This window comes from Avibacterium sp. 21-599 (genome assembly GCF_026226765.1).
Lineage (GTDB): Bacteria > Pseudomonadota > Gammaproteobacteria > Enterobacterales > Pasteurellaceae > Avibacterium.
This window is the reverse complement of record NZ_JAKKOB010000002.1, coordinates 317,501-342,617: the sequence shown is the minus strand read 5'-3', so window position 1 is coordinate 342,617 and position 25,117 is coordinate 317,501. Positions and strand designations below refer to the sequence as shown.

At 40.9% G+C, this 25,117-nt stretch carries 17 protein-coding genes, 2 tRNA genes and 3 rRNA genes (1 of these 22 only partly in view); 9 read left to right on the top strand and 13 right to left on the bottom strand.

Translation table 11 applies throughout. The annotated features are described in order from the left end of the window. Positions 1–343: 343 nt before the first annotated feature. A complete protein-coding gene (luxS, locus tag L5B83_RS11510; protein ID WP_250351492.1) occupies positions 344–850 on the top strand; it encodes an S-ribosylhomocysteine lyase in 507 nt (168 codons plus the stop codon). 25 nt (positions 851–875) lie between these two features. Continuing rightward, positions 876–2,057, top strand: a complete 1,182-nt coding sequence (gene purT / locus L5B83_RS11505; RefSeq protein WP_265778617.1) for a formate-dependent phosphoribosylglycinamide formyltransferase — start codon at positions 876–878, stop codon at positions 2,055–2,057. A 199-nt stretch (positions 2,058–2,256) separates the two neighbouring features. Here the strand turns inward: purT and L5B83_RS11500 are convergent, their stop codons facing one another. After that, positions 2,257–2,574, bottom strand: coding sequence for a DUF5389 domain-containing protein (locus tag L5B83_RS11500; RefSeq protein ID WP_265778616.1), 318 nt, complete (start codon positions 2,572–2,574; stop codon positions 2,257–2,259). A gap of 47 nt (positions 2,575–2,621) precedes the next feature. On the opposite strand from L5B83_RS11500, the gene L5B83_RS11495 reads away from it, so the two are divergent. Together L5B83_RS11495 and L5B83_RS11490 are read left to right on the top strand one after the other, a co-directional pair. Then, entirely contained in the window at positions 2,622–3,491 is an 870-nt protein-coding gene (locus L5B83_RS11495; RefSeq protein WP_265778615.1) for a rhomboid family intramembrane serine protease, read from the top strand. Between the two features lie 25 nt (positions 3,492–3,516). Next, positions 3,517–4,275, top strand: a complete 759-nt coding sequence (locus L5B83_RS11490; protein WP_250351496.1) for a DeoR/GlpR family transcriptional regulator — start codon at positions 3,517–3,519, stop codon at positions 4,273–4,275. A gap of 106 nt (positions 4,276–4,381) precedes the next feature. On the opposite strand, the gene glpC is transcribed toward L5B83_RS11490, so the two are convergent. From glpC to glpA, 3 genes are read right to left on the bottom strand one after another with little or no spacing between them, the layout of a single operon-like run. Continuing rightward, positions 4,382–5,653: an anaerobic glycerol-3-phosphate dehydrogenase subunit GlpC gene (gene glpC / locus L5B83_RS11485; protein WP_265778614.1), complete on the bottom strand. Its 1,272-nt coding sequence runs from the start codon at positions 5,651–5,653 to the stop codon at positions 4,382–4,384. Continuing rightward, complete coding sequence (gene glpB, locus L5B83_RS11480; protein WP_265778613.1) at positions 5,653–6,945, bottom strand: glycerol-3-phosphate dehydrogenase subunit GlpB; 1,293 nt, start codon at positions 6,943–6,945, stop codon at positions 5,653–5,655. The genes glpC and glpB overlap by 1 nt, the downstream gene beginning before the upstream one ends. Continuing rightward, positions 6,935–8,626: an anaerobic glycerol-3-phosphate dehydrogenase subunit A gene (gene glpA / locus L5B83_RS11475; RefSeq protein WP_265762884.1), complete on the bottom strand. Its 1,692-nt coding sequence runs from the start codon at positions 8,624–8,626 to the stop codon at positions 6,935–6,937. The genes glpB and glpA overlap by 11 nt, the downstream gene beginning before the upstream one ends. A 286-nt stretch (positions 8,627–8,912) precedes the next feature. Between glpA and glpT the strand changes: the two genes are divergently transcribed. Both glpT and glpQ read left to right on the top strand, forming a co-directional pair. Then, the gene (gene glpT / locus L5B83_RS11470) at positions 8,913–10,358 is read left to right on the top strand and encodes a glycerol-3-phosphate transporter (protein WP_250351500.1); all 1,446 of its coding nucleotides are present in this window, start codon (positions 8,913–8,915) and stop codon (positions 10,356–10,358) included. Between the two features lie 90 nt (positions 10,359–10,448). After that, positions 10,449–11,546: a glycerophosphodiester phosphodiesterase gene (gene glpQ, locus L5B83_RS11465; RefSeq protein ID WP_265778612.1), complete on the top strand. Its 1,098-nt coding sequence runs from the start codon at positions 10,449–10,451 to the stop codon at positions 11,544–11,546. 76 nt (positions 11,547–11,622) lie between these two features. On the opposite strand, the gene ftsY is transcribed toward glpQ, so the two are convergent. Then, positions 11,623–13,233, bottom strand: coding sequence for a signal recognition particle-docking protein FtsY (gene ftsY / locus L5B83_RS11460; protein WP_442780650.1), 1,611 nt, complete (start codon positions 13,231–13,233; stop codon positions 11,623–11,625). A 571-nt stretch (positions 13,234–13,804) separates the two neighbouring features. Between ftsY and rsmD the strand changes: the two genes are divergently transcribed. Next, positions 13,805–14,416 (top strand): 16S rRNA (guanine(966)-N(2))-methyltransferase RsmD, encoded by a 612-nt coding sequence (gene rsmD / locus L5B83_RS11455; protein ID WP_265778611.1) that lies wholly within the window; start codon positions 13,805–13,807, stop codon positions 14,414–14,416. Between the two features lie 7 nt (positions 14,417–14,423). On the opposite strand, the gene dprA is transcribed toward rsmD, so the two are convergent. Together dprA and copM are read right to left on the bottom strand one after the other, a co-directional pair. Beyond that, positions 14,424–15,551 carry a DNA-processing protein DprA gene (gene dprA / locus L5B83_RS11450; RefSeq protein ID WP_265778610.1) on the bottom strand — a complete coding sequence of 376 codons (1,128 nt, stop codon included), beginning with the start codon at positions 15,549–15,551 and terminating at the stop codon, positions 14,424–14,426. Positions 15,552–15,708: 157 nt separating this feature from the next. Further along, positions 15,709–16,011, bottom strand: coding sequence for a CopM family metallochaperone (gene copM, locus L5B83_RS11445; protein WP_326938368.1), 303 nt, complete (start codon positions 16,009–16,011; stop codon positions 15,709–15,711). Positions 16,012–16,501: 490 nt separating this feature from the next. Here copM and L5B83_RS11440 point away from each other — a divergent pair, with 490 nt between their 5' ends. Next, positions 16,502–18,529 (top strand): BCCT family transporter, encoded by a 2,028-nt coding sequence (locus tag L5B83_RS11440; protein ID WP_250351506.1) that lies wholly within the window; start codon positions 16,502–16,504, stop codon positions 18,527–18,529. A gap of 110 nt (positions 18,530–18,639) precedes the next feature. Continuing rightward, positions 18,640–20,424 carry a cation:proton antiporter gene (locus tag L5B83_RS11435; RefSeq protein WP_265778608.1) on the top strand — a complete coding sequence of 595 codons (1,785 nt, stop codon included), beginning with the start codon at positions 18,640–18,642 and terminating at the stop codon, positions 20,422–20,424. Between the two features lie 82 nt (positions 20,425–20,506). Here L5B83_RS11435 and polA read toward each other — a convergent pair whose 3' ends face one another. The 6 genes from polA to L5B83_RS11405 form a co-directional block, all read right to left on the bottom strand. After that, the gene (gene polA / locus L5B83_RS11430; protein WP_265778607.1) at positions 20,507–23,374 is read right to left on the bottom strand and encodes a DNA polymerase I; all 2,868 of its coding nucleotides are present in this window, start codon (positions 23,372–23,374) and stop codon (positions 20,507–20,509) included. A 674-nt stretch (positions 23,375–24,048) separates the two neighbouring features. Continuing rightward, positions 24,049–24,124 (bottom strand) — tRNA-Trp (locus tag L5B83_RS11425). A gap of 8 nt (positions 24,125–24,132) precedes the next feature. After that, positions 24,133–24,209: transfer RNA gene (locus L5B83_RS11420), tRNA-Asp, on the bottom strand. Between the two features lie 11 nt (positions 24,210–24,220). Continuing rightward, positions 24,221–24,336, bottom strand: a 5S ribosomal RNA gene (gene rrf / locus L5B83_RS11415). A 50-nt stretch (positions 24,337–24,386) separates the two neighbouring features. After that, positions 24,387–24,502: ribosomal RNA gene (rrf, locus tag L5B83_RS11410) — 5S ribosomal RNA — on the bottom strand. A gap of 113 nt (positions 24,503–24,615) precedes the next feature. Further along, positions 24,616–25,117, bottom strand: a 23S ribosomal RNA gene (locus L5B83_RS11405) (it continues 2,601 nt past the right edge of the window).

Below are 25,117 nucleotides of genomic sequence, written 5' to 3'. Positions count from 1 at the left end.
CCTAAGGAACCAATTTTTATTAAACAACTGCAAGTTGCTATTTTTTGTGGAAAGCTATAATAACATAACTTGAAGAAAATTTACAAAAAATTACAAAAATAAATTTGGGTTGTTCGCTTTTTGTACTTTGCTTATACTAGCTTGACGTGTATAACTCGGCTATTGCAGAAATTAGGCAAGAAAAAGCCACTCATAAAGAGTGGCAAAAATAACTTAAGGAATCAAATTTATTAAAACAACTGCAAGTTGCTATACTGTCAGACCGAATAATAACAGAAAAGTTCAGAGAATATTGAATTTTTTTTACAAAAATTTACATTTTAATTCAAGAAAAGGAAACCTTATGCCATTACTCGATAGTTTTAAAGTTGATCATACGAAAATGAATGCCCCAGCAGTACGTGTTGCAAAAACAATGCGAACCCCAAAGGGCGATGACATTACGATTTTTGATTTACGTTTTTGTCTTCCAAATAAAGAGATTTTGCCCCCTAAAGGTATTCATACCTTAGAACATCTTTTTGCTGGCTTTATGCGTGATCACTTGAACAGTGAAAATGTCGAAATTATTGATATTTCGCCAATGGGTTGCCGTACGGGATTTTATATGTCATTGATCGGCACGCCAAACGAGCAACAAGTGGCGCAGGCTTGGCTTGCTTCTATGAATGATATTTTACAAGTGCAAGATCAAAAAAATATTCCTGAATTAAACGAATATCAATGTGGTACTTACACTGAACATTCTTTGCCAGAAGCCCATCAAATTGCACAACATATCCTTGAACGTGGTGTCGGGGTAAATAAAAATGAAGATTTATTATTAGATGAACGTCTTTTAACACAATAATCGTTAATTAAAGAAGGAAAATGCAATGGCAACATTAGGTACGGCACTCACTGCAAATGCAACGAAAGTGATGATGTTAGGTTCAGGTGAATTAGGCAAAGAAGTGGTGATTGAGTTACAACGTTTGGGCGTTGAAGTGATTGCCGTTGATCGTTATGAAAATGCACCTGCTCAACAAGTTGCTCATCGTGCTTATACCATTTCAATGCTTGATGGTGAAGCATTGAAAGCGTTAGTGGAAAAAGAACAGCCAGATTATATTGTGCCTGAGGTAGAGGCGATTGCGACGGAAACCTTGATGGAATTAGAGCAAGCTGGGTTTAATGTTGTCCCTACGGCGAAAGCCACTCGCTTAACGATGAACCGTGAAGGCATTCGCCGTTTGGCCGCCGAAGAATTAGGCTTGCCAACATCGCCTTATCAGTTTGTTGATAATTTTGCGGATTTCCAACGGGCAGTAGAAAAAATTGGTGTGCCTTGTGTGGTAAAACCGATTATGTCTTCTTCTGGACACGGACAAAGTATCGTGAAATCCCTTGAACAGTTGCAAACCGCGTGGGATTATGCCCAGCAAGGCGGACGCGCTGGGGCAGGACGTGTGATTGTTGAAGGGTTCGTAAAATTTGATTATGAAATTACCTTGCTTACGGTTCGTCATATCGGTGGCACGGCGTTCCTTGCCCCTATTGGGCATCGTCAAGAAGAGGGCGATTATCGTGAATCTTGGCAACCTCAAGCAATGTCTGAAGTGGCATTAGCGAAAGCCCAGCAAATTGCAGAAAAAATCACGACTGCACTAGGTGGGCGAGGCATTTTTGGTGTAGAAATGTTTGTATCGGGCGATGATGTTATTTTCAACGAAGTGTCGCCTCGTCCACACGATACAGGAATGGTTACCCTTATCTCGCAGGAATTATCAGAATTTGCTTTGCACGCTCGTGCAATTTTAGGGCTTCCAATTCCACAAATAAATTTAATTAGCCCAGCTGCCTCAAAAGCTATTGTAGTAGAGGGACATTCGCAAAATGTACAGTTTTCGGGATTAGAAAATGTGCTAGCTGAACCTAATACCGATCTTCGTTTATTTGCTAAAGGTGAAGTGCAAGGGCATCGCAGAATGGGGGTATTACTCGCTCGTGATGAGAATGTCGAGAAAGCGTTGCAAAAAGTACAACGTGCTTACGATAAACTGGAAATTATTTTATAACAAGTAGGCGAACAACGTTCGCCTCGTTTATATTCAGTCATCGTTTCGATAAAGTGCGGTAGAAAATTGACTTGGATTTTTGTTTATAGATAGACAGTGCAGAATATAGAATGCCGTTTTAAGGTGAATTAACTTGTTTTCGCATATCGCGGAGATATCTTATTCTGAACTTAAATCAGGCGATGAGCAATTTCCTCATTTAAGCACGGAATCCCACAACACAGATATAGCTTAAAATAGCGTAAAAAATCACCGCACTTAATAACAGCAAGCCTTTGGCTTTTGGTGCATTGCGTTGATGAATCAGGTAAAGTATTCTTGCACTAATGCCTAAAATGAGCGGGTAAACCCAGAAAAAAATGGACATCAACGTGATTTGTAAATCGCTCAAACTTGGGTTTTTCAATAAATTTGGCGAGATAAGTAGCGCCAAAGGCCATAACAAAATGGGCAGGCAGAAAATGGCAAGCGCCCAAGTGAAAGGGCTAAAGCCAGTAGGCATTTTTTGTTTATTCATATTCAGCAATCATTTATTCAATATTTTGGGAGAAAGGAATATAACAAATGCAACGTTTATTTGGTAGTGAAATCAGCAATTTTGCCTTTTACTTTCGTGATTATATTGCGCAGAAATATCAAGTGCCACTTGAAGTGAAAGAAGAGCAAACAAAATATGGCATTATGCTTGCTGTATATGTGGCGGAGGATTGCCCACAATTAAGCCAAATAGCGCAAGAGCGTGATGAATTTCTTCGCCATCCTTTTGCAGAGAAATATCAACAGGCCAGCTGGGAAACGGGCAAACTTGAACAAGATAACGAAAATAAAGTGCGGTGGAAATTACCTTCATTTTCACAATGGAAACAACAAAAATTCACCGTTTTTTTAACCGCACTCTGTTTGTGCGTTTACCTTTTTCAGTTGCTCGGTTTTAATCAGCCAATTTTGTTAGCAACACATTATCCTGACAGCTATGCGGAACAAGCAGAACTTTGGCGCTATTTTACGCACAGCCTTGTGCATCTTTCCCTTTGGCATATCACCTTTAATTTAGTGTGGTGGTGGATTTTTGCAGGGAAAATTGAGCAGAAATTTGGCACAACAACCCTTGTTCTATTGTATTTGCTTTCCGCATTTATCAGTGGCTTTGCTCAAAATATGGCCTCGGGCCCCGCATTTTTTGGCTTATCTGGTGTCGTGTATGCGGTGTTGGGTTATGTTCTTGTATTAGATAAATTGAGTCGCCAGTCGCTCTTTCATCTACCGCAAGGCTTTTTTACTATGCTTCTTGTTGGTATTGCCTTTGGTTTTGTTAGCCCATTGATTGGGATTTCGATGGGAAATAGCGCACATATTAGTGGTTTTCTTACAGGCATTATACTGGCTGGGCTAAAAATCTTGCTAAGTCATCCCAACAGTCTCATTAAAAAATAAACACAACATAAGTTAGGAATAAGAAATGAAACAATCTCTTCGCCATAAAAAAATCATTTCCTTAGTGAAACAAAATGGCTATCTTAGCACAGAAGATCTGGTTAATTTATTAGGTGTCAGTCCACAAACCATTCGGCGTGATTTAAATGAGCTTGCGGAAAATAATTTAATTAGCCGTCATCACGGAGGCGCAGCTTCGCCATCCACCTCTGAAAATTCGGATTATGTAGAACGGAAACATTTTTTCTCAGCAGAAAAAAGACGAATTGCGGCTGAAGTTGCAAAGATTATTCCAAATGGCGCTTCTTTATTTATGGATATTGGTACGACACCAGAAGCAGTAGCAAATGCGTTGTTAAATCATAAAAATTTACGCATTGTAACCAATAACCTCAATGCCGCTTATATTTTGATGCAGAATAAAAGTTTTAATATTACGATGGCAGGCGGTTCATTACGCCAAGATGGCGGGATTATTGGTGAAGCGACAGTGGCTTTTATTAAACAATTTCGCTTAGATTTTGGTATTTTAGGCATTAGTGCCATTGATGCCGATGGTACCTTACTAGATTATGATTACCACGAAGTTCAAGTGAAGCGTGCCATTATTGAAAGTTCGCGTAATACCATTCTTGCTACGGATCATTCTAAATTTAATCGCCGTGCAATGGTTTGTCTTGGATCGTTATCAGAGTTGAGCCATTTATTTACCGATACCCCACCGTCTGACACGATCAGCCAATTACTTGAAGCGAGTAATACCGTGGTACATATTTGTGAATAATGTTCATTATTTCATCTGATTAACATAAGGCGATGAGACAAAACAGGAAAAAATAACACCGCACTTGTGAAATAAAAGGGAGAGGAAATCCTATCCCTTTTTATCTTTAAGCGAGGGCTTTGGCAAGTAAGGTTACGGGGTGTAAGCAAGTAAGGCGAGTAGACATATCAATTTGCCATTTGCAGGTTTCGCACTCAGAAATAACAAAATCAAATTGCCCTTCTTCAATATGCTCAAATAAGCTTTTACCAATCGCTTGAGAAACCTCGTAATTTTCGGCTTTAAAGCCGTAAGTGCCAGCAATACCACAGCATTGACTTGGTAGCATCACCACCTCTAAATCAGGGATAAGTTTAAGTAACGCAAGGGTATAAGGCGCCCAGCCAGCTTTATCCACGTGGCAAGCTGTGTGATAAGCCACTTTTAACGGCATTGATTTAAATTGCGGTGATTTTTGATGTTGCAAGCGTTGATATAAATATTTAGTCACAATATTTATATGCGGACGCACTTTGGCGTTATCCATAGCTAAAATATGATGGTATTCATCACGCAGATTCATTGTACAGCTAGAAGATGTGCCAACCACATCAAGTTCTTGATTAATAATGGTATTTTCAAGTTGAGCAAGATTAAATTTCGCTAATTCTTTTGCCCGTTTAGGAAAACCATTCACACTTAATGGCAAGCCACAGCATTTTTCTTTTTCCAACAACATCACACCAATGTCTAACGCATTGAAAACCTTGATTAAATCCTTACCAAGTTGAGGATTATTATAATTTACATAACAACCGTGATAATAGGCGACTTTATCTTTATAGTAACGCTGACGTTCAAGGGCGTTATTTTTATACCATTGACGGAATGAACCAAAAGAATATTTCGGCAAACTGCGGTGTTTACTGACTTTTAATGTTTTTTCTAACAGAAATTTTGTCGCCTTTAACCCTGTAATGGTGTTCACCACAGGGGCAAATGGCGTGTTGAGCTTACCCATAATATCCGTATTACTTAACACCGCATCGCGTAATTTATGAATAAGCGATTTTTTTTGCGCTTGCAGGTGATTATTTCTCGCTCGTACGATTAAATCACCGATTTTAACATCTGAAGGGCAAGCCACTTCACAACGTTTGCAGTTGGTGCAATATTTGAGTGCTTCATCATAAAATGCAGCACTTTTTAAGCGAAAGCGTTCTCCGTCTGGGCCTGCTTGTTTTGGACCGGGATAGAGCGGATTTTGTTTTGATACAGGACAAACTGCAGTACAAGCAGTACATTTTATACAGCTCTCAAAACTGTTATCTACATATTGATGAGAGGGCGGTAATGCGGCATTTTGTTTTGCATTTTCGATTAATTGTTGAATGTTCATTATTTACCCCCTGCCAGAATCTGTTCTGCCACAGTAAGTGCGGTAACCACTGCCACGCCAGAGCTACAGCCGAGTTCTAAATTGTTATAACCGCCAATCACTGATCCCACAGCGTATAAATTCGTTAAAATTTCACCGCACTTTTGTACTTGGCATTTTGCGTTAATTTTTACCCCCGCACTTTGATAAGGTTGTGGGGCAGAGAAACGATCTTTCGTCCAAGAAAGACGATTGTTATTATCAAAATCGCCATTACCCACAATATCCAAATCAAAAATGGGTTCTCGAATACGCTCAAACTCTGCCACAATGCCTGAGCTAAAATAATGCCCTGAAGCCAGTACAAAATGATTAGCATAAAGCGCATCATCCTGATGTAATTGGCTGTAAAGCGCTTTAACTTGTTGATCGGCAATGTCAGCACGCAATGCTCTATCGCCATTTAGCATCATTCCCCCTAATTTCTCAAACTTAGCACGTAAATTTTTACGCTGACGCATACCTAATAATGAAGGTGGGAGCGTTGGTAATTCGTATAAATTCAGTCCTGAAGCCTGTTTTAAACTCTGGAAAAAGGCTTGATTTTCAATGCCAAAACAAGCCGGTAAAAATACCGCACTTGCCCCATTTGCGGCTTGCTTTATTTCTTGGACTAATTCACTGAATGCCAATTTATATTCCAAGACTTGAGAGATATTGACACTACGGAATTCCCTTGCATTTGTGCGAAGTTCATCCAGTTGCGGAATAGATAAGTAGCCAATTTTTACCTCACAATGGGCAAATTGTGGATTTTGTTTCAGGTTATCCGCAAGTAATTGGGGTTGAAAATCGTGATAGCCTTCTATTCCTAATACGGCAATATGTTTATGTGGATAGGCGGTTTGTGATAATGGCAATGTCGGTACACTATCTGCTGAAAGCCAAGTACGTCGCAATCCACCTAAAGGGGTAACACGAAAATGATTTTCTTTATATGATCCAATCAGTGCTAAATTCAGTGATTGAGCGAATTGCTCAAATGCCTGTGCTTTTGCGATCACCTGCTCTTGACCTAATAAACTATAAGGGTGATGAGGCAGTTGTTGGGCAAATTGTGGATAAGATTCAACAAAATTTTCCACCGCACTTCCATCAGGGAGTTGGCTCAGTAAATCCAGTGAACCAGAAGAAAAATCCATCGCTGCTTGTCCATTATTGATAATGGCGCAATGTTTGCCTTGCTGTTGTAGTGCGATGCCACAAGTTAATCCTGCTAAGCCACCGCCAATAATAATTACATCAAATTTCATTGCTATCTGTCCCCTGTGTGGCTTGTTCTTCAAGCGGTTTTACATCATTCAAACCGAGTAAGCTGTAATAAATCCAACTGGTAAATTCGGCTTCACGTACGGCTTCACCCCAAGCGATAGGTTGAATACCTCGCCAACGTTCTTCCATAAAAGAAGCGAGTTGCGTAGTAGATTGGCGAGGCGTTGCAACATTAAAACGAGCCATTAAGCCAGCTGCACGACAAGCACAAAGTTCCGCTTGGCAAGTCCCCATTCCAACACGTGTACGGCGGCGTAAATCCACTAAATTATTAACCTTGAGTTCATCTACCGCATAGCGAACTTCCCCCGCACTGACCGCTTCACACTCACAGACTAAAGAGCGATCTAGGCGTTCTTGCTCAAGTAATTTTGTGGCGCGCTGACCGTGCCGATAAACCGCGGAGATTTTAATTGGGGTGGGGAGAGAAATAATCTGTTTATAGGTTTCTTCTTGCGTGGCATCTGAACCGGGTAAGGCGCGGTTAGCTGTAGTACAGGTTGCCGATTTATTGAGTTTTTTACAAACTAAATCCGTTGCCCATTCAGCCATTAGGCGATAGGTCATTAATTTCCCCCCAGTAATGGTAACAAACCCTTCTAAACCATCTCGCTGGGCGTGATCAAGTAACACAATACCACGACTAACATTACGCCCAGAAGGATCATCATCTGTTGCAACCAGTGGGCGAACGCCAGCATAAGCACGTAAAACACGCGTGTGGCGTAGCGAAGGTGCCAGTTTTTCACCTTCTCGGAAAAGAATATCCACTTCTTCAGGAGTTACCACCATATTATCAATTTGATCATAAGGTATGCGACTTGATGTGGTACCGATGACACAGATGGTATCGCCCGGCACTAAAATATCAGCATCCGCAGGTTTGCGACAACGATTGATAACCAAATTATTAATGCGATGCCCCATAATCAGTAATGCTCCTTTTGCTGGGAACATTCTAATTTTCAAATCCGCATATTCGGCAATACCTTGCCCCCAAATCCCCCCAGCATTGACCACAACAGGAGCAAAAAAGAGACGTGTTACTTTATTCTTATGATCATAAACTTTCGTACCAATAACACGATCCCCTTCGCGGATAAGAGAGATGACTTCACAATAAGTAAAAATTTTAGCGCCATTTTCACTGGCATCAAGCATATTCGCTGCGGTTAAGCGAAAAGGATCAATTGATCCATCAGGGACAACAACCGCACCCACTAAGTGAGGGTTTACTGACGGCTCTAAGCGTTTGGCTAATTCTGGCTCAACAGCAACCGCTTCAATACCTGCAGCATCACAGGCATTGAGAAACGTTTTTTGATAATTAAGATCATCTTCCGGTAAGGTAATAAATAGCCCTTTCGTATCTTCAATACAATGGCGGGCAATGTTTTTTAAAATTAAGTTTTCTTGAATACATTCGCGTGCAGACTCTTCATCATTGACCGCATAGCGCGCCCCACTATGTAATAAACCGTGATTACGTCCCGTTGCACCCGTGGCAATATCTCGTCGTTCCAGTAATACACAATTGATCCCACGTAAGGCACAATCGCGTGCAATTCCCGCGCCTGTTGCACCACCGCCGATGATGATGACATCGGTATTGATAGGCGAAAAGTCCTCTGCATTTTTATAAAAGTGCGGTGATATTTTCATCGCTTTTCCCCCACATTAAATTTGTAAATAAAAAGATAACAATTTGTAGTGCTATCATACGCCAAATGTTCGTTTTAGAAAATAAAATGCTCGATTTTGTATTAAATTCTGTGAGGTAGATCACTATTTATCCTTGCTTGAAAAAAAGTTGTTATTTTTTTGTGATAAACATCACATCTTAAAATTTATTTACTTTTCGTTTTTGATTTTATCGTTATGATATGGCGGAAATGTTCGTATAAGAGCGTATTTCATTTATAAAAAATAACAATATTGGAGAATTTCTATGTTTGGACCATTTAAACCAGCGCCGCATATTGCGGAGTTGCCAAAAGAGAAAATAGATTCCACTTATAAACGTTTGCGTTGGCAAGTGTTTGCGGGAATTTTTTTCGGTTATGCCGCTTATTATTTCGTGCGTGCTAATTTTGATTTAGCACAAAAAGGGTTGATTGAAGCAGGGCTTTATAATAAAGCCGAACTTGGTATTATCGGAACGGGGGCGGGTTTAGCCTACGGTTTATCTAAATTTATTATGGCAAGTATTTCGGATCGTTCAAATCCGAAAGTGTTCTTACCTTGTGGTTTGTTGCTTTCTGGTTTATGTATGACCCTAATGGGCTTAATGCCTTGGGCAACATCGGGCATTTTAGTGATGTTCGTGATGATTTTCCTCAATGGTTGGTTCCAAGGAATGGGATGGCCACCTTGTGGTCGTACAATGGTTCACTGGTGGTCTAAATCAGAACGCGGAACCATCGTCTCTATTTGGAACTGTGCGCATAACGTAGGGGGAATGGTTCCGGGGGCAATGGTGTTATTAGCCAGTGCAATTTATTTCAGCGAACACGGCGTGCAAGCGACAGCTAAAGATGTATGGCAACAAGCCCTTTATTATCCCGGTATTGCCGCAATGCTTGCTGCGATCCCTGTTTTCTTTGTAATGAAAGATACGCCACAATCTTGCGGATTGCCTGCGATTGAAAAATGGCGTAATGACTATCCTGATGATTACAATGAAAAAACATACGAAAATGATCTTACTGCAAAAGAAATTTTCGTTACTTATGTATTGAAAAACAAATTGTTATGGTACATCGCGATTGCTAACGTGTTTGTTTATCTTATTCGTTATGGTGTCTTGAAATGGTCGCCAGTATATTTAGGGGAAGTGAAACATTTCAACATCAAAGGGACTGCGTGGGCATACACTATTTATGAATTAGCCGCGATTCCGGGAACATTAATTTGTGGTTGGGTATCGGATCACTTATTTAAAGGTAAACGTGGTTTAACTGGCTTTATTTTTATGATCTTAACCACCGCAGCAGTGGTCGCATTATGGCTTAACCCAGCAACACCAGAGTCAGAATTAGCGCAATATGCGGGTAAAGCTTGGTATGAAAACCCATATCAATTAACAGACTTTATCTTAATGACAACCATTGGTTTCTTAATTTATGGTCCAGTAATGTTGATTGGTTTACACGCCCTTGAACTTGCACCGAAAAAAGCAGCGGGAACAGCAGCAGGTTTCACCGGCTTATTTGGTTACCTCGGTGGTACAGTTTCGGCTTCAGCCGTTGTTGGTTGGGCTGCAGAATATTACGGCTGGGATGGCGGTTTCTATGTAATGATCGCAGGGGGTATCTTAGCTGTGTTGTTACTTTTAATCGTAACTATTCAAGAAGCAAAACATAAAGCCGCATTAGGTGATCACTACGGCAAATAATCTATAAACAAAAGGAAGTCTGAAAAAGGCTTCCTTTTTTCTTGGCAAAAATCTTTGTAAAAAATAACCGCACTTTAAAAGGAGGTTTTTATGACGTTTAAACTCAAAAAATTAGCACAAGTTGTGGCGTGTTCCACCTTAGCTTTCACCTGCATACAATCTGCATTTGCAATACCAACAATGGATAACAAAGAAAAGCTCGTTATTGCTCACCGTGGTGCAAGTGGCTACTTACCAGAGCATACCTTAGAAAGTAAAGCCCTTGCGTTTGGACAGAAAGCGGATTATTTAGAACAAGATTTAGTGATGACAAAAGACGATCATCTAATTGTTATTCACGATCATTTTCTAGATGGCTTAACTGATGTGGCAACGAAGTTTCCTGATCGTAAGCGTGAAGACGGTCGTTATTATGTGGTTGATTTTACACTCGCCGAAATTCAGTCTTTAAATATGACTGAAAACTTTGAAGTGAAAGACGGAAAGCAAGTGCAAGTTTATCCTGATCGTTTTCCAATGTGGAAATCTCATTTTAAAATTCATACCTTTGAAGATGAAATTGAATTTATTCAAGGCTTAGAAAAATCTACAGGGAAAAAAATTGGTATTTACCCAGAGATTAAAGCACCTTGGCTACATCATAAAGAAGGAAAAGACATTGCCAAAGCCACCTTAGAAGTGCTAAAAAAATATGGCTATACAAAAAAATCTGACCCTGTTTATTTACAGACCTTTGATTTTAATGAACTTAAACGGATTAAAACAGAATTACTTCCACAATTAGGTATGGATTTAAAATTGGTTCAGTTAATAGCCTACACTGATTGGCACGAAACGGAAGAAAAAAATCCGCAAGGTGAGTGGGTAAACTATGATTATGGCTGGATGTTCAAAGATGGCGCAATGGCAGAAGTGGCAAAATATGCTGACGGTGTCGGACCCGGTTGGTATATGCTGGTTGATAAAGAACATTCTACGAAAGATAACGTCGTTTATACCCCATTAGTGAAAGAATTGAAAAAATATAATATGGAATTACATCCTTACACCGTACGTAAAGATGCGTTGCCAGCTTTCTTTAGCAATGTCAATCAAATGTATGATGCGTTACTCAATCAAGCTGGCGCAACAGGGATTTTCACGGATTTCCCAGACACTGCGGTGAAGTTTTTGGGGAAGGATAAATAGGTTACAAATTTTTGCTTGAAAGTGAGTTAAAGAAAAATAAAAAATCGGAAAGGTCTCTTTCCGATTTTCTTTTTGCTTAATGATGTGTCGTTTCCGTATTAAACAACGCCTCAATAAATTCATCTGCTTTAAATGGGCGTAAATCCTCAATTTTTTCACCAATACCAATATAACGAATTGGCAGGCTAAATTGATCGGCGATGGCGAAAATTACTCCGCCTTTGGCTGTGCCATCTAATTTGGTTAAGCTAATTCCCGTTAAGCCCACGGCTTCGTTGAATAGTTTGGCTTGGCTAATTGCGTTTTGCCCCGTGCCGGCATCAAGCGTGAGCATAATTTCGTGTGGTGCGGTTTCATCATATTTTTTCATTACACGAACAATTTTCTTCAGCTCATCCATCAAGTTATTTTTATTTTGTAAACGCCCTGCGGTATCCGCAATCAAAATATCAATATTTCGTGCGGCTGCAGATTGCATTGCATCATAAATTACGGAGGCTGAATCCGCGCCAGTACTTTGTGCAACTACGGGAATATTGTTACGCTCCCCCCACACTTGAAGTTGTTCTACGGCAGCGGCACGGAAGGTGTCTCCCGCCGCTAACATCACCGATTTGCCTTGCATTTGGAATTGGCGTGCAAGTTTTCCAATGGTGGTGGTTTTTCCTACACCATTAACGCCGACCATTAAAATCACATAAGGTTTTTTGCTATGATCAATTTCCAAAGGCAGTGCCACAGGTTTAATAATTTCAGCTAACTCTACTTTTAATTGTTGATAGAGCAAATCCGCATCTTTTAACTGCTTACGACTTGCGTGCTGAGTTAAATTATTGATAATTTTGGTCGTTGTTGGCATTCCAATATCAGCGATGAGGAGTTGTTCTTCTAATTCTTCAAACAGATCATCATCAATTTTTTTACCGGAAAATAACCCGAAAAAGCCTGAACCGATATTTTGTTTCGTGCGAATTAAGCCTTTCACTAAACGGCTAAAAAAGCCCCCTTCACTTGGTTTTTCTTGGGTTGAAATATCAGCATTTTGCACCGTACTTTGTTCTTGTGAAAATTCTGCTTGCTCTGCGATTTTTGTTTCTTGTGCTAAAACATCAGGATTTTCTACCGCACTTTGTTCTTGTGAAAATTCTGCTTGCTGTGCGATTTCTGTTTCTTGTACTAAAACATCAGGATTTTCTACCGCACTTGGTTCTTGTGGAAGTTCTGCTTGCTCTGTGATTTCTGTTTCTTGTGCTAAAACATCAGCATTTTCTACCGCACTTGATTCTTGTGGAAGTTCTGCTTGCTCTGCGATCTCTGTTTCTTGTGCTAAAACATCAGGATTTTGCACCGCACTTGGTTCTTGTGAAAATTCTACTTGCTCTGCGGTTTCTGTTTCTTGTGCTAAAACATCAGGATTTTGCACCGCACTTGGTTCTTGTGGAAGTTCTGCTTGCTCTGTGATTTCTGTTTCTTGTGCTAAAACATCAGCATTTTCTACCGCACTTTGCTCTTGTGAAATCACTGCTTGCTCTGCGATTTTTGTTTCTTGTGCCAAAACATCAGGATTTTCTACCGCACTTGGTTCTTGTGGAAGTTCTGCTTGCTCTGCGATTTCTGTTTCTTGTGCTAAAACATCCGCATTTTCTACCGCACTTTGCTCTTGTGGAAGTTCTGCTTGCTCTGTGATTTCTGTTTCTTGTGCTAAAACATCCGCATTTTCTACCGCACTTGGTTCTTGTGAAAATTCTGATTGCTCTGCGGTTTCTGTTTCTTGAGCTAAAACATCAGGATTTTGCACCGCACTTTGTTCTTGTGAAAATTCTGATTGCTCTGCGGTTTCTGTTTCTTGTGCTAAAACATCAGGATTTTGCACCGCACTTGGTTCTTGTGGAAGTTCTGCTTGCTCTGTGATTTCTGTTTCTTGTGCTAAAACATCAGGATTTTGCACCGCACTTTGTTCTTGTGAAAATTCTGCTTGCTCTGCGATTTCTGTTTCTTGTATTTCAGCTTGGTTTGATGTTTCTTCTTTCTTTTTTCCTAATCCAAACCAAGACCAAAAACCACCTTTTTTATTTTTTTCTGCCATAAATTGCTCACTATTATGAAAAATTACTGATTTTTTGAATTTGTACTAAGCCATTTTTATACTAAACTATGTGCCTTAATTTTATTCTGTTATTCAACGCAAAAACAGGCTGAAAATTAGCATTAAGCTCAGCGAAAAGTTTGCATAGTTTATCATAATTTGGCGAATCCCTATGAAAAAAAATCCTGTTACCCACAAGCAACATACTAACTTGGCAAAAGGTGAAGTCCGTATTATCGCTGGGCTTTGGCGTGGACGGAAATTGCCGGTGCTTAATGTACAAGGCTTGCGACCAACAGGGGATCGGGTGAAGGAAACGCTATTTAATTGGCTGATGCCTTATATTGTAGATGCGAGCTGTTTGGATTGTTTTGCGGGTAGTGGTTCATTAGGGTTAGAGGCGCTTTCACGGCAAGCCAAGCAGGTTACCTTTTTAGAGCTTAATAAACAGGTAGCAAACCAACTCACGCAAAATTTACAGCAACTGAAATGTACGCCACAGCAAGGGCGAGTGATTAATCAAGATAGCTTGCATTATTTACAGCAAGCACCGCAAGATCCCTTGTTTGACGTGGTATTTCTCGATCCGCCTTTTCATTTCGATTTCGCTCAACAATCTGTTGATTTACTGACCTCATTTAATTGGCTCAAGCCAGATGCGCTCATTTATGTGGAAACAGAAAAAAATAAAACCTTGCGTGTGCCGAATACTTGGCAGCTGTTAAAAGAAAAAAACACAGGGCAAGTGAGTTATCGCTTGTATCAATATGTGTTGGGCGAGTAATGCTGTATCAACCTCTTCGATATAATCCATTTTCACTTACCACTAAACCTTGCAGTTCTAAACTTAATAGTTGGGTGAGCAATTCATCAATAGGTAAGGATAACCGTGCGGAAAGCTCATCAAGGCTGATGGCAATATGGCTAAGTTGGGCGTAAAGTTCAGGGGAACTTGGTGGCTCATTTGGCTGTGTGGCTGAGTTTTTTGGTGAGCCGTTTAAATTAAGTGGAAGATCTTGTTGTTTTGCCACCGCATAACGTGAGGCGTTATCGCCATAATTTGGCAGATTGTCTAGAATGTCCTGCACGTTTTCCACCAATGTTGCGCCTTGTTTAATTAATTTATGACAGCCTTCGCTGAACCCATTTTGAATATAACCGGGGAGCGCAAAGATTTCTCGATTTTGCTCAAGGGCGTAGCGAGCGGTAATCAGTGAACCACTGCGTTCTGTTGCTTCGATGATTAATGTACCAAGAGAAAGCCCACTGATAATACGGTTTCGACGAGGGAAATTTTCTGCTACCGGAGGCTGGTTGGGCAAAAATTCAGAAACCAATGCACCATTATTTTCAAGAATTTGCTGAGCTAAGCCACGATGTTTAGCAGGATAAATAGCATTTAGCCCACTGCCTAATACCGCAACGGTCTGCCCTTTCTGTGCCACCACCGCGTGATGACAAAAGCCATCAATCCCTAATGCCAAACCACTGGTAATGACAAAACCCGCTTGGTTTAATTCTTGCGCGAAAAACTTCGCCCAATATTCCCCATAATTTGAGCAATAACGGCTACCCACAATGGCAATTTGTGGTTGTGAAAGTGCGGTCATATTTCCTTGCAAAAATAAAAGCGGTGGGGCAGAAGGAATTTGTTTCAGCAAATAAGGATAACGTTGCTCGGTAAAATTCAGTAAAACATTCCCCGCACTTTGCGCCCAATCTAATGCTGGATCGATAAATTTACGCTCAGGATAAAACCAACGCTGAATTTGTTTTTCTGTCCAACCGATTTGTTTGAACGCGATCGCGTCATAGTCTAAAAGCTGTTCAGGCGGAATGTCAGCCAATATTTTTTGAATGCTATTAGCGCCAAGTTTGGGGATTTGTAATAAACGGAGTACGATTTCGTTGTTTAACATTGCTATTGTAGAAATTGGCAAAATAGAGGCATAGCTTAAAATAAAGCGTAGAATAAAGGTAAATTTTATGCATATTTTGCGACGGTGATCGAAAATTTCGTCGCGATTAAACGTAGGGAAGTAGATCACGCCCTAATCATTGGGCGTGATTTCTGTGTTATTGTTTAGTTTGATGAGTTTCCAACCATTGTTGCATAAATTGGATTTCGCTTTGCTGTGCTTTAATAATATTTTCCGCAAGTTGGCGTAATTCAGGATCTTTGCCATATTTTAATTCTATTTCTGCCATTTTTACTGCACCTTCGTGATGAGGTAGCATACTGGCTGCAAATGCCACATCGGCATCTTGATACTGCATTCCTTTTTCCATATCCCTGTGCATTGCTGACATACTTTCCATTAACGCATTTTGCATTTCGTTAGGTTGATGGGCAGAATGCACGTGTTGCATTTCAGCCATTGCCGTCGTGGAAAGTAAACCGATTAAAATCAAGCGAGCTTTTTTCATTATGATGACCTTCTTTTTTGTGTAATTAAATAAGGCAAAATAATAAACCTTATCCTAAGGTTAAGGTCAAGAAAAAGCACGTCCTTTTTGTCGGGAGTGAGTTTATAAAATGTAAGGCTATCTTATTGATATATAAGTAAAAATCATAAACTCTGTGAAAATTCGATATTTTATGCTATAATCTGTTTGTTTTTGAGAATTTCATATTGATAAAGTATGATTTTTTCGTCTTTTTGTACTGTTATGTACAACTCAATGCGTTGTATAAACGTTTATTGCTGAGAAAGACAAATCAATAGTCTTTTTTAGCTCAAAATTGAAGCAATTTCATTCATTAATTTGTTTTGCATTTTTTGTTTTAGCGAACGCTCTCACTGCGATTTCAATTGACTTATTGGCATTGATAATGCGTACAACATTAACATAAAGGAGAATAATTGTTGTGTCTTTTTCTACTTTTATTCATAAAAGATCATCGTTTAACCCCTTTGTCATAGGGGCAACCTTATTACTGGTGCTTTTGTTGCTTGCCGCAACCTTAATTTTGCCAGAAAAAACCACCGCACTTTTAAATTGGGCAAAAGCGGGCGTGTTTGCGAATTTTAGCTGGTTTTATATTTTAGCCTTTTCCATTTTTCTGTGTTTTTTATTCGTATTGTCAGTGAGTAGCTTAGGTAACATTAAGCTCGGGGCAAATGAAGAAGAGCCTGAATTTTCTTTTCTTTCTTGGTTAGCAATGTTATTTGCTGCTGGAATGGGGGTGGGATTGATGTTCTTCGGTGTAGCAGAACCACTCACCCATTATTTTTCCTCGATCACCACAGGATCGGCGGAACATAAACAGCAAGAAGCCTTATTACACACCTTTTTCCACTGGGGTATTCACGCGTGGGCGGTGTATGGGGTGATTGCGCTTGCGTTAGCGTATTTCGGTTTCCGTTATAAATTACCCTTGGCATTGCGCTCTTGCTTTTATCCTCTATTGAAAGATCGGATCAACGGCAAAATTGGCGATGTGATCGATATTATGGCATTAATCGCCACCCTATTCGGGATTATCACGACCTTAGGTTTTGGCGCAGCTCAGCTTGGGGCAGGGCTAACTGAACTGGGCGTGGTGCAAGAAAATAGTTTCGGTTTGCAAACGATTATTATCGTCGTAGTGATGTCTATTGCCGTGTTTTCTGCTATTTCAGGAGTGGGAAAGGGCGTCAAATTGCTTAGTGAGATCAATTTGGGATTAGCATTAACGCTAATGCTGTTTATTTTAGTCGCAGGCCCAACCCTCTATTTATTAACCACATTTAGCGATAACATTGGCATTTATTTAAGCAATTTAGTGCGTTTAAGTTTTAAAACCTACGCTTACGAAACAGAAAACACCGCGTGGTTTACCGGCTGGACGGTGCTTTATTGGGCGTGGTGGTGTTCTTGGGCGCCGTTTGTCGGTTTGTTCATCGCACGTATTTCTCGTGGTCGCACCATTCGTGAATTTATTTTTGGTGTGCTAGCCGTACCAAGCTTATTCAGCATTCTTTGGTTTACCGTGTTCGGTGATAGCGCAATTTGGTTAGAATTAAACGTGGCGAACGGGGCATTGCACGAGTTCACCTCGGCACCAGAAAAATTATTGTTTAAATTCTTAGATTATTTACCGCTCTCTGCCCTCACAGGAACCTTAGCCTTAGTGATCATTTCGTTATTTTTTATCACGTCGGCAGATTCGGGTATTTATGTGCTAAATAATATGGCATCTCGCGATAAAAGCCTTTCTGCGCCACGTTGGCAAGCAATGATGTGGGGTGTTGTGATGATGGTACTTGCCATTGTACTAATGCGTGAAGGTGGGCTAGGCACACTGCAAACAATGACCTTGTTAGTCGCACTTCCCTTTGCAATGTTGATGTTAGTGATGTGCGTGAGTTTATGGAAAGGCTTGAATGCGGATCAAAAATATTTCGCCGCGAAAGTCACGCCGACCAGTTTGTTATGGACGGGCGAAAAATGGAAAGAACGTTTGGGGCAAATGCTCAACCAAACGCAAGAAAAGGATATTGTCAAATTCCTAAAACGTACTGCCTTGCCTGCAATGCGTGAGTTACGGCAAGAGTTAGTGGAAGTTTACAATCTTAATGTGGACGTTGTCCCGTCACTGGATGCTGAAGAACCTAGCGTGGAACTTATCATCAAAAAAGAATCAATGCGTGATTTTATCTACGGGGTGAAATCCGTGAGCCACGAAATTTCATCGCAGTTAGTTGATGATGAAAATCTCCCACATATTCAACATTCAATAACATATCAACCGATGACCTACTTTGCAGATGGTCGCACGGGTTATGATGTGCAATATATGACGCGTGATGAACTGATTGCAGATATTTTGCGTCAATACGAACGCTATATCAGCTTACTAGAAGATGTCGGACAAGAGCTAATGTCGCACGAACAAACAGAATTAGCAGAATAAGCTGACTTATTGTCCCACAATAAAAAACAAAGTGCGGTCAAAAAATGATAGAATTTTGCCCGCACTTTTTTACGCGAGCTTTTCTCGCTTTGATTATTTATGGAGAACTTATGGATACCGCATTTATTTTATCTGCCATTGTCGGCTTAGGCATAGTGGCACAATGGTTAGCTTGGTATTTAAAACAACCTTCAATTTTATTTTTATTACTGATAGGGATTATTGTCGGCCCCGTGCTGAAGTTGTTTAATCCCGATGTCATTTTGGGCGATTTGCTCTTTCCTTTTATTTCCCTTGGGGTGGCTGTGATCCTGTTTGAAGGCGCGCTTACATTAGAATTTGATGAGATTAAACAACACGGCAAGGTCGTGCAACTCTTGGTTTCGCTAGGAATGCTCATCACCGTCAGTGTGATTTCCGTCGCCACTTATTTTCTGTTTGATGTGGATTGGCGCATTGCCCTGCTTTTCGGTACATTAGTGTGTGTAACCGGTCCAACGGTAATTGTGCCGTTATTACGTAGTGTTCGCCCCAACAGTAATATTGCCAATATTCTCAAATGGGAAGGCATTATCATTGATCCGATCGGCGCGATTGCGGTGGTTTTAGTGTATGAATACATTATTTCTGGCGGTGAATCTAGCGAAATCGGCACCTTTGCGAAAATCATTGCGGTAGCAGGTGTCATCGGAATGGCGGGGGCGTGGCTGTTAGCAAATTTGATTAAACGCCATATGATCCCAGAATATTTACGCAACGTGTTTGTGCTTGCTTATATTTTACTGTTATTTACCGCCTCAAACCATTTTGCCCACGAATCAGGTCTCTTAACCGTCACCGTATTAGGCGTGGCATTGGCTAATTGGAAAGGCTTTCCTAAAGATCATATTTTAGAATTTAAAGAGTCCCTGACCGTTTTACTGATTTCTACCCTGTTTATTATTTTAGCTGCACGAGTGAATTTAACTCATTTAGTTAGTGTGGGCATTGCAGGAATTTTGCTCTTATTCGTGGCAATGTTTATTGCGCGTCCGCTCGCCATTTGGTTTTCTTCAATCGGTTCAAGTTTAACTTTAAATGAAAAGCTGATGATTAGCTGGATTGGGCCGCGTGGAATTGTGGCAGCGGCAATTTCTTCCTTATTTGCCATAAAATTGCAGGAAACGCACATTCAAGGCGTGGAATTGCTCGTACCATTAGTATTCACGATTATTATCGGTACAGTGTTAATTCAAGGCTTGGGGGCAAAAACCATTGCAAAATGGCTGAATGTGCAAGAGGCTGTGTACAAAGGCGTACTGATTATTGGCTCAAACCCTGTGGCGTTGGCAATCGCGAAATCTCTAAAAGATCAAAATGTGGAAGTGCTAGTAGCAAGCCGCCACTATAATGAAGTCGCCAAAGCAAGAATGTTAGGGCTTCGCACCTACTACGGTAACCCTGTTTCTACTCACGCAGACGGGCATTTAGATCTGATTGGGCTAGGCAATATGTTCGCTATTAGTACGGATAAAGAACTCAACACCTTGTCGGAAATTCATTATCGCCACGAATTTGATAAAGAAAACATTTACCGCATTCGTTTCAGTGATGATAACAACCCAACGGAACGTTATGATATTCAAGATAACTACCGCTCTAACTGGCTTTTTGGCAAAAATGTTACCTATGCCAAATTGGCGAGTATGTTAGCAAAAAATGCACGGATTAAGGTTACCAATCTCACTGATAGCTATACCTATCAGGATTACAAAACCACCAATAAACAATTTGTGCCGTTATATACCATTGATGATAAAGGCTTTATTTCGATTATCAATGATGAACAAGCGATCCCAACCCTCTGCCGTATTGTCGCCTTGGTGGCAGAAGACGAAACGGCGAAAAGCCAATAAAAGCGCATAAAAATAAGTGCGGTGGAAAAAATGGATATTTTCCACCGCACTTTGTTTCTAACTGCATACGCATTAACGCGAATTAATGGGCTTCGTCCCAGTTTTCGCCCACGCCGACATCGACAATTAACGGTACAACAAGATCAGCGGCGTTTTCCATTAAAGATTGGATTAGCGTGCTGTAATGTGCGATATGTTCTTCTTTCACTTCAAACACCAATTCATCGTGAACTTGCATAATCATCGCAATATTTGGATCTTGATTGATGGCGTGGTCAATGGCGATCATCGCGCGTTTAATAATATCCGCGGCTGTGCCTTGCATTGGGGCATTGATTGCCACGCGTTCCGCCCCTTTTCTGCGCATTGCGTTGCTGGATTGAATTTCAGGCAGATATAAACGGCGTCCGAACAAGGTTTCCACATAGCCTTGCTGTTTGGCTTTTTCGCGAATATCAGTCATAAAGGTTTGCACATCTGGATAGCGTTGGAAATACAAATCCATATATTTTTGTGCATCGCCACGCGCAATGCCAAGCTGACGGGAAAGCCCAAACGCACTCATTCCATAAATTAGCCCAAAGTTAATGGCTTTTGCGCTGCGACGTTGTTCGCTCGTTACGTCATCAAGTGGCACACCAAAAATCTCTGCGGCAGTGGAGCGGTGAATATCCTTGCCTTGCTGGAATGCACTGATCAACCCTTGATCTTGGGATAAATGTGCCATTATACGCAGTTCAATTTGGGAATAATCTGCGGCGATAATTTTGTACCCTTCACGCGCAATAAAGGCTTGACGAATACGGCGTCCTTCTTCATTACGAATGGGAATATTCTGCAAGTTTGGATCGCTCGAGGACAATCGCCCCGTTGCCGTTACGGCTTGATGATAGGAGGTGTGAATTCGCCCAGTGCGCGGATTGATCATCTGCGGAAGTTTATCCGTATAAGTGGATTTCAACTTCGCTAAACCACGGTGTTCAATGAGTAATTTCGGCACAATATGCCCTTGTTGAGCCAGCTCTTCTAACACTTCTTCATTGGTGGAAGGCGCGCCTTTTGGCGTTTTTGCGATAATTGGCAGATTCAATTTTTCAAACAAGATTTCTTGCAATTGTTTAGTGGAAGCAAGGTTGAAGGTTTCCCCAGCAGCTTGATGCACTTGACTTTCAAGTGCGGTCAATTTTTCGCTAATTTCTTGCGATTGGGCAAGTAAGATTTGGCTATCCACTAAGACACCATTGCGTTCAATACGTGATAACACGCCCACTAATGGCATTTCGATGTCATCAAATAACGTCACCAAACTTTCCGTTTTCGCCAATTCTGGCCATAAAGTTTGATGCAATTTCATTGTGATGTCGGCATCTTCCGCCGCATATTCACTGGCTTGTGCAATAGCGATTTTATCAAAGGTGAGCTGCTTTTTGCCCTTGCCTGCAATGGCTTCAAATTCAATGGTTTGGTGATCCAAATAGCGTTTGGCAAGCTCATCCATATTGTGTCGCCCTGTGCTATTTAGCACATAGGATTCCAACATTGTGTCAAAACGCACGCCTTGTAAGTGAATACCGTGATTCGCGAATACGCTAAGATCGTATTTAATATTTTGTCCCACTTTTTCAATCTGTGGATTTTCTAATAACGGTTTAAGTGCTTGCAAACATTGTTGTTTGTCCAATTGGTTCGGTACACGCGCAAAATAGGTTTCGCTAGCTTGTTCCGACTCGTCAAACAAATCCCCTTGTGATTGGCTTTCGCACGCCACTTCGTGCAAATGATCAAGAGGGATATAGCACGCCTCGCCACTTTCTAAGGCAAAAGAAATACCCACCAAGTTCGCTTGCATCACATCTAAATTATCCGTTTCCGTATCCACTGCAATGAGGTTGGCGCGCTGTATTTTATTGAGCCATTCATCGAGCTTGGCTTGGTTATCCACCGTGTAATATAAAGTGCGGTCTATTTTTACCGAATTTTGCACCGCACTTTTCACCTTATTTTCATTTTGTGTTATAGGGGTTGCAAATTTAGCGCTTTGTAAATCGCCTTTGGTTAAACCGCTTTCCCCCTCTATGACTTCATTAAGCCAACGCTTAAATTCATAGCGGGCGAAATATTCCACTAATTCATCACGCTGATTTTGCCCAAGTGTAAGTGCCTCTGGCTTCACGGCTAATGGCACATCTGTTTTGATTGTCGCGAGAATATAGGACAAATCAGCATCCGCTTTCGAGGCAAGTAGTTTCTCACCTAATTTTTTTGCGCCACGAATGGGCAATTCAGCAACTTTTTCCAAATTAGCATAAATTTCTGCCATACTACCAATGCCCTGCAACAAGCCGAGCGCGGTCTTTTCGCCTACGCCAGCCACACCGGGGATATTATCTGCACTGTCGCCCATCAAGGCTAAATAATCAATGATTAATTCAGGGGGAATGCCGTATTTTTCAATCACGCCCTCACGGTCAAGCAGGCTGTTATTCATTGTGTTGATGAGCATAATATTATCGTCCACCAACTGTGCCATATCTTTATCTCCCGTGCTAATGAGGACTTTCTTGCCCGCTTGGGAGGCTTGCACCGCCAGTGTGCCGATAACATCATCTGCTTCCACCCCCTCAATGGACAAAAGCGGAATGCCAAGGGCTTTGATAATGGCGTGCAATGGCTGAATTTGTTTGCGCAAATCATCTGGCATTGGCGGACGGTGCGATTTATATTGCTCAAATAATTCATCACGGAAAGTTTTTCCTTTCGCATCAAACACCACCGCAATATGGCTCGGCTGCACCTGTGCAATCAAACTTTTCAGCATATTCAACACGCCATACATCGCGCCCGTTGGCTCACCAAGGGAATTGGTAAGTGGTGGAAAGGCGTGAAACGCACGATATAAATAAGATGACCCATCAACTAACACAAGTGGGTTTTCTGTAATTTTAGCCATAAGATTCTCGATAACTGTGATGAAAAATGGGGATATTATAGCGGAAATAGAGACGTTTTTTGCATTTTTATTACGACTAGGATTAAAAGAATGGAAAAAACTTATTGGAATTAAGATCTTTCTGTCGCAGTAATAAATGATGAGTGTGTCAATGAAAGAGGATGAATGAAAAGGTCAGAATGTTTTGAGTATTTATACGCTCATAGCTCATGGATGTCCCCTCTTTTAATCCATAGCTTTAAAGCTTTGTTATGGTCAATTAAAATAGGAATGATACTCTAACATTTCTATTAAACAACTTGAGCAGAATATATTCCTTCAATCTATTGTTTGAAATAAAGCAATCATATTCTAAGAGTTAAGCCAGCATACGATAGTTGATGATGTTGTATTATTGAAATTAATCTTCTATATCATAGTCATAATTTAAGGATGGCTATTCTCATCTCATTTGTTAAAATGGTTTTAAGTAAATAATATAACAGATTAGGGCTACAGTAGATTAGCCCTAAATTTCATACTATTTTCTCAAAGTTTAAGTTGCATTTTAGTATTTGCATATGAAACCTAAATTCATATTTTTCCAAGAAAAAAGGGAAAGTTTTCGATTTATTCCATTATATTTCTGAATTACTTGCATTACACAAAATTAATATAGAAGGGGAATAGGATAATGGCAGGGGCGGAGAGGCTCGAACTCCCAACACCCGGTTTTGGAGACCGGTGCTCTACCAATTGAACTACGCCCCTAAGTGAAGTGGCGGAACGGACGGGACTCGAACCCGCGACCCCCTGCGTGACAGGCAGGTATTCTAACCAGCTGAACTACCGCTCCGCAAAATTTGTAATTGGCAGTGACCTACTCTCACATGGGAAAATCCCACACTACCATGGGCGTTATAGCGTTTCACTTCTAAGTTCGGCATGGAATTAGGTGGGTCCGCTACACTATTGCTGCCAAAAAATTTTATTTTGTTAATTTACTAATATCATAACAAATTAACAAAATAAAACTTGGCGGTGCCCTACTCTCACATGGGAAGCTCCCACACTACCATCGGCGTTACAGCGTTTCACTTCTAAGTTCGGCATGGATTTAGGTGGGTCCACTGCACTAACGCCGCCAAGATAATTCTTTCGCTTATCTAAAGCTTATCTCTTTTCTTTACAGACTTCAAAGCATTCCGCTCTAAAATCCCTACTCTTTCAATCAAAAACAAGCCAAAACCCTTGAGTGTTGTATAGTTAAGCCTCTCGGGCAATTAGTACTGGTTAGCTCAACGACTCACATCGCTTACACACCCAGCCTATCTACGTCTTAGTCTCAAACAACCCTTACCAACTTAAAGTCGGGGAGAACTCATCTTAAGGCAAGTTTCGTGCTTAGATGCTTTCAGCACTTATCTCTTCCGCATTTAGCTACCCAGCAATGCCTCTGGCGAGACAACTGGTACACCAGTGATGCGTCCACTCCGGTCCTCTCGTACTAGGAGCAGCCCCTCTCAATTCTCCAACGCCCACGGCAGATAGGGACCGAACTGTCTCACGACGTTCTAAACCCAGCTCGCGTACCACTTTAAATGGCGAACAGCCATACCCTTGGGACCTACTTCAGCCCCAGGATGTGATGAGCCGACATCGAGGTGCCAAACACCGCCGTCGATATGAACTCTTGGGCGGTATCAGCCTGTTATCCCCGGAGTACCTTTTATCCGTTGAGCGATGGCCCTTCCATTCAGAACC

Excerpts from the sequence above, each read along its gene's own strand:
- L5B83_RS11500 (WP_265778616.1), bottom strand. The coding sequence starts at position 2,574 with ATGAATAAACAAAAAATGCCTACTGGCTTTAGCCCTTTCACTTGGGCG.
- glpA (WP_265762884.1), bottom strand. The coding sequence starts at position 8,626 with ATGAAAATATCACCGCACTTTTATAAAAATGCAGAGGACTTTTCGCCT.
- purT (WP_265778617.1), top strand. The coding sequence starts at position 876 with ATGGCAACATTAGGTACGGCACTCACTGCAAATGCAACGAAAGTGATG.
- L5B83_RS11495 (WP_265778615.1), top strand. The coding sequence starts at position 2,622 with ATGCAACGTTTATTTGGTAGTGAAATCAGCAATTTTGCCTTTTACTTT.
- dprA (WP_265778610.1), bottom strand. The coding sequence starts at position 15,551 with ATGTTAAACAACGAAATCGTACTCCGTTTATTACAAATCCCCAAACTT.
- L5B83_RS11435 (WP_265778608.1), top strand. The coding sequence starts at position 18,640 with ATGGATACCGCATTTATTTTATCTGCCATTGTCGGCTTAGGCATAGTG.
- glpQ (WP_265778612.1), top strand. The coding sequence starts at position 10,449 with ATGACGTTTAAACTCAAAAAATTAGCACAAGTTGTGGCGTGTTCCACC.
- rsmD (WP_265778611.1), top strand. The coding sequence starts at position 13,805 with ATGAAAAAAAATCCTGTTACCCACAAGCAACATACTAACTTGGCAAAA.
- polA (WP_265778607.1), bottom strand. The coding sequence starts at position 23,374 with ATGGCTAAAATTACAGAAAACCCACTTGTGTTAGTTGATGGGTCATCT.
- glpC (WP_265778614.1), bottom strand. The coding sequence starts at position 5,653 with ATGAACATTCAACAATTAATCGAAAATGCAAAACAAAATGCCGCATTA.
- L5B83_RS11490 (WP_250351496.1), top strand. The coding sequence starts at position 3,517 with ATGAAACAATCTCTTCGCCATAAAAAAATCATTTCCTTAGTGAAACAA.
- glpT (WP_250351500.1), top strand. The coding sequence starts at position 8,913 with ATGTTTGGACCATTTAAACCAGCGCCGCATATTGCGGAGTTGCCAAAA.
- copM (WP_326938368.1), bottom strand. The coding sequence starts at position 16,011 with ATGGCTGAAATGCAACACGTGCATTCTGCCCATCAACCTAACGAAATG.
- luxS (WP_250351492.1), top strand. The coding sequence starts at position 344 with ATGCCATTACTCGATAGTTTTAAAGTTGATCATACGAAAATGAATGCC.
- glpB (WP_265778613.1), bottom strand. The coding sequence starts at position 6,945 with ATGAAATTTGATGTAATTATTATTGGCGGTGGCTTAGCAGGATTAACT.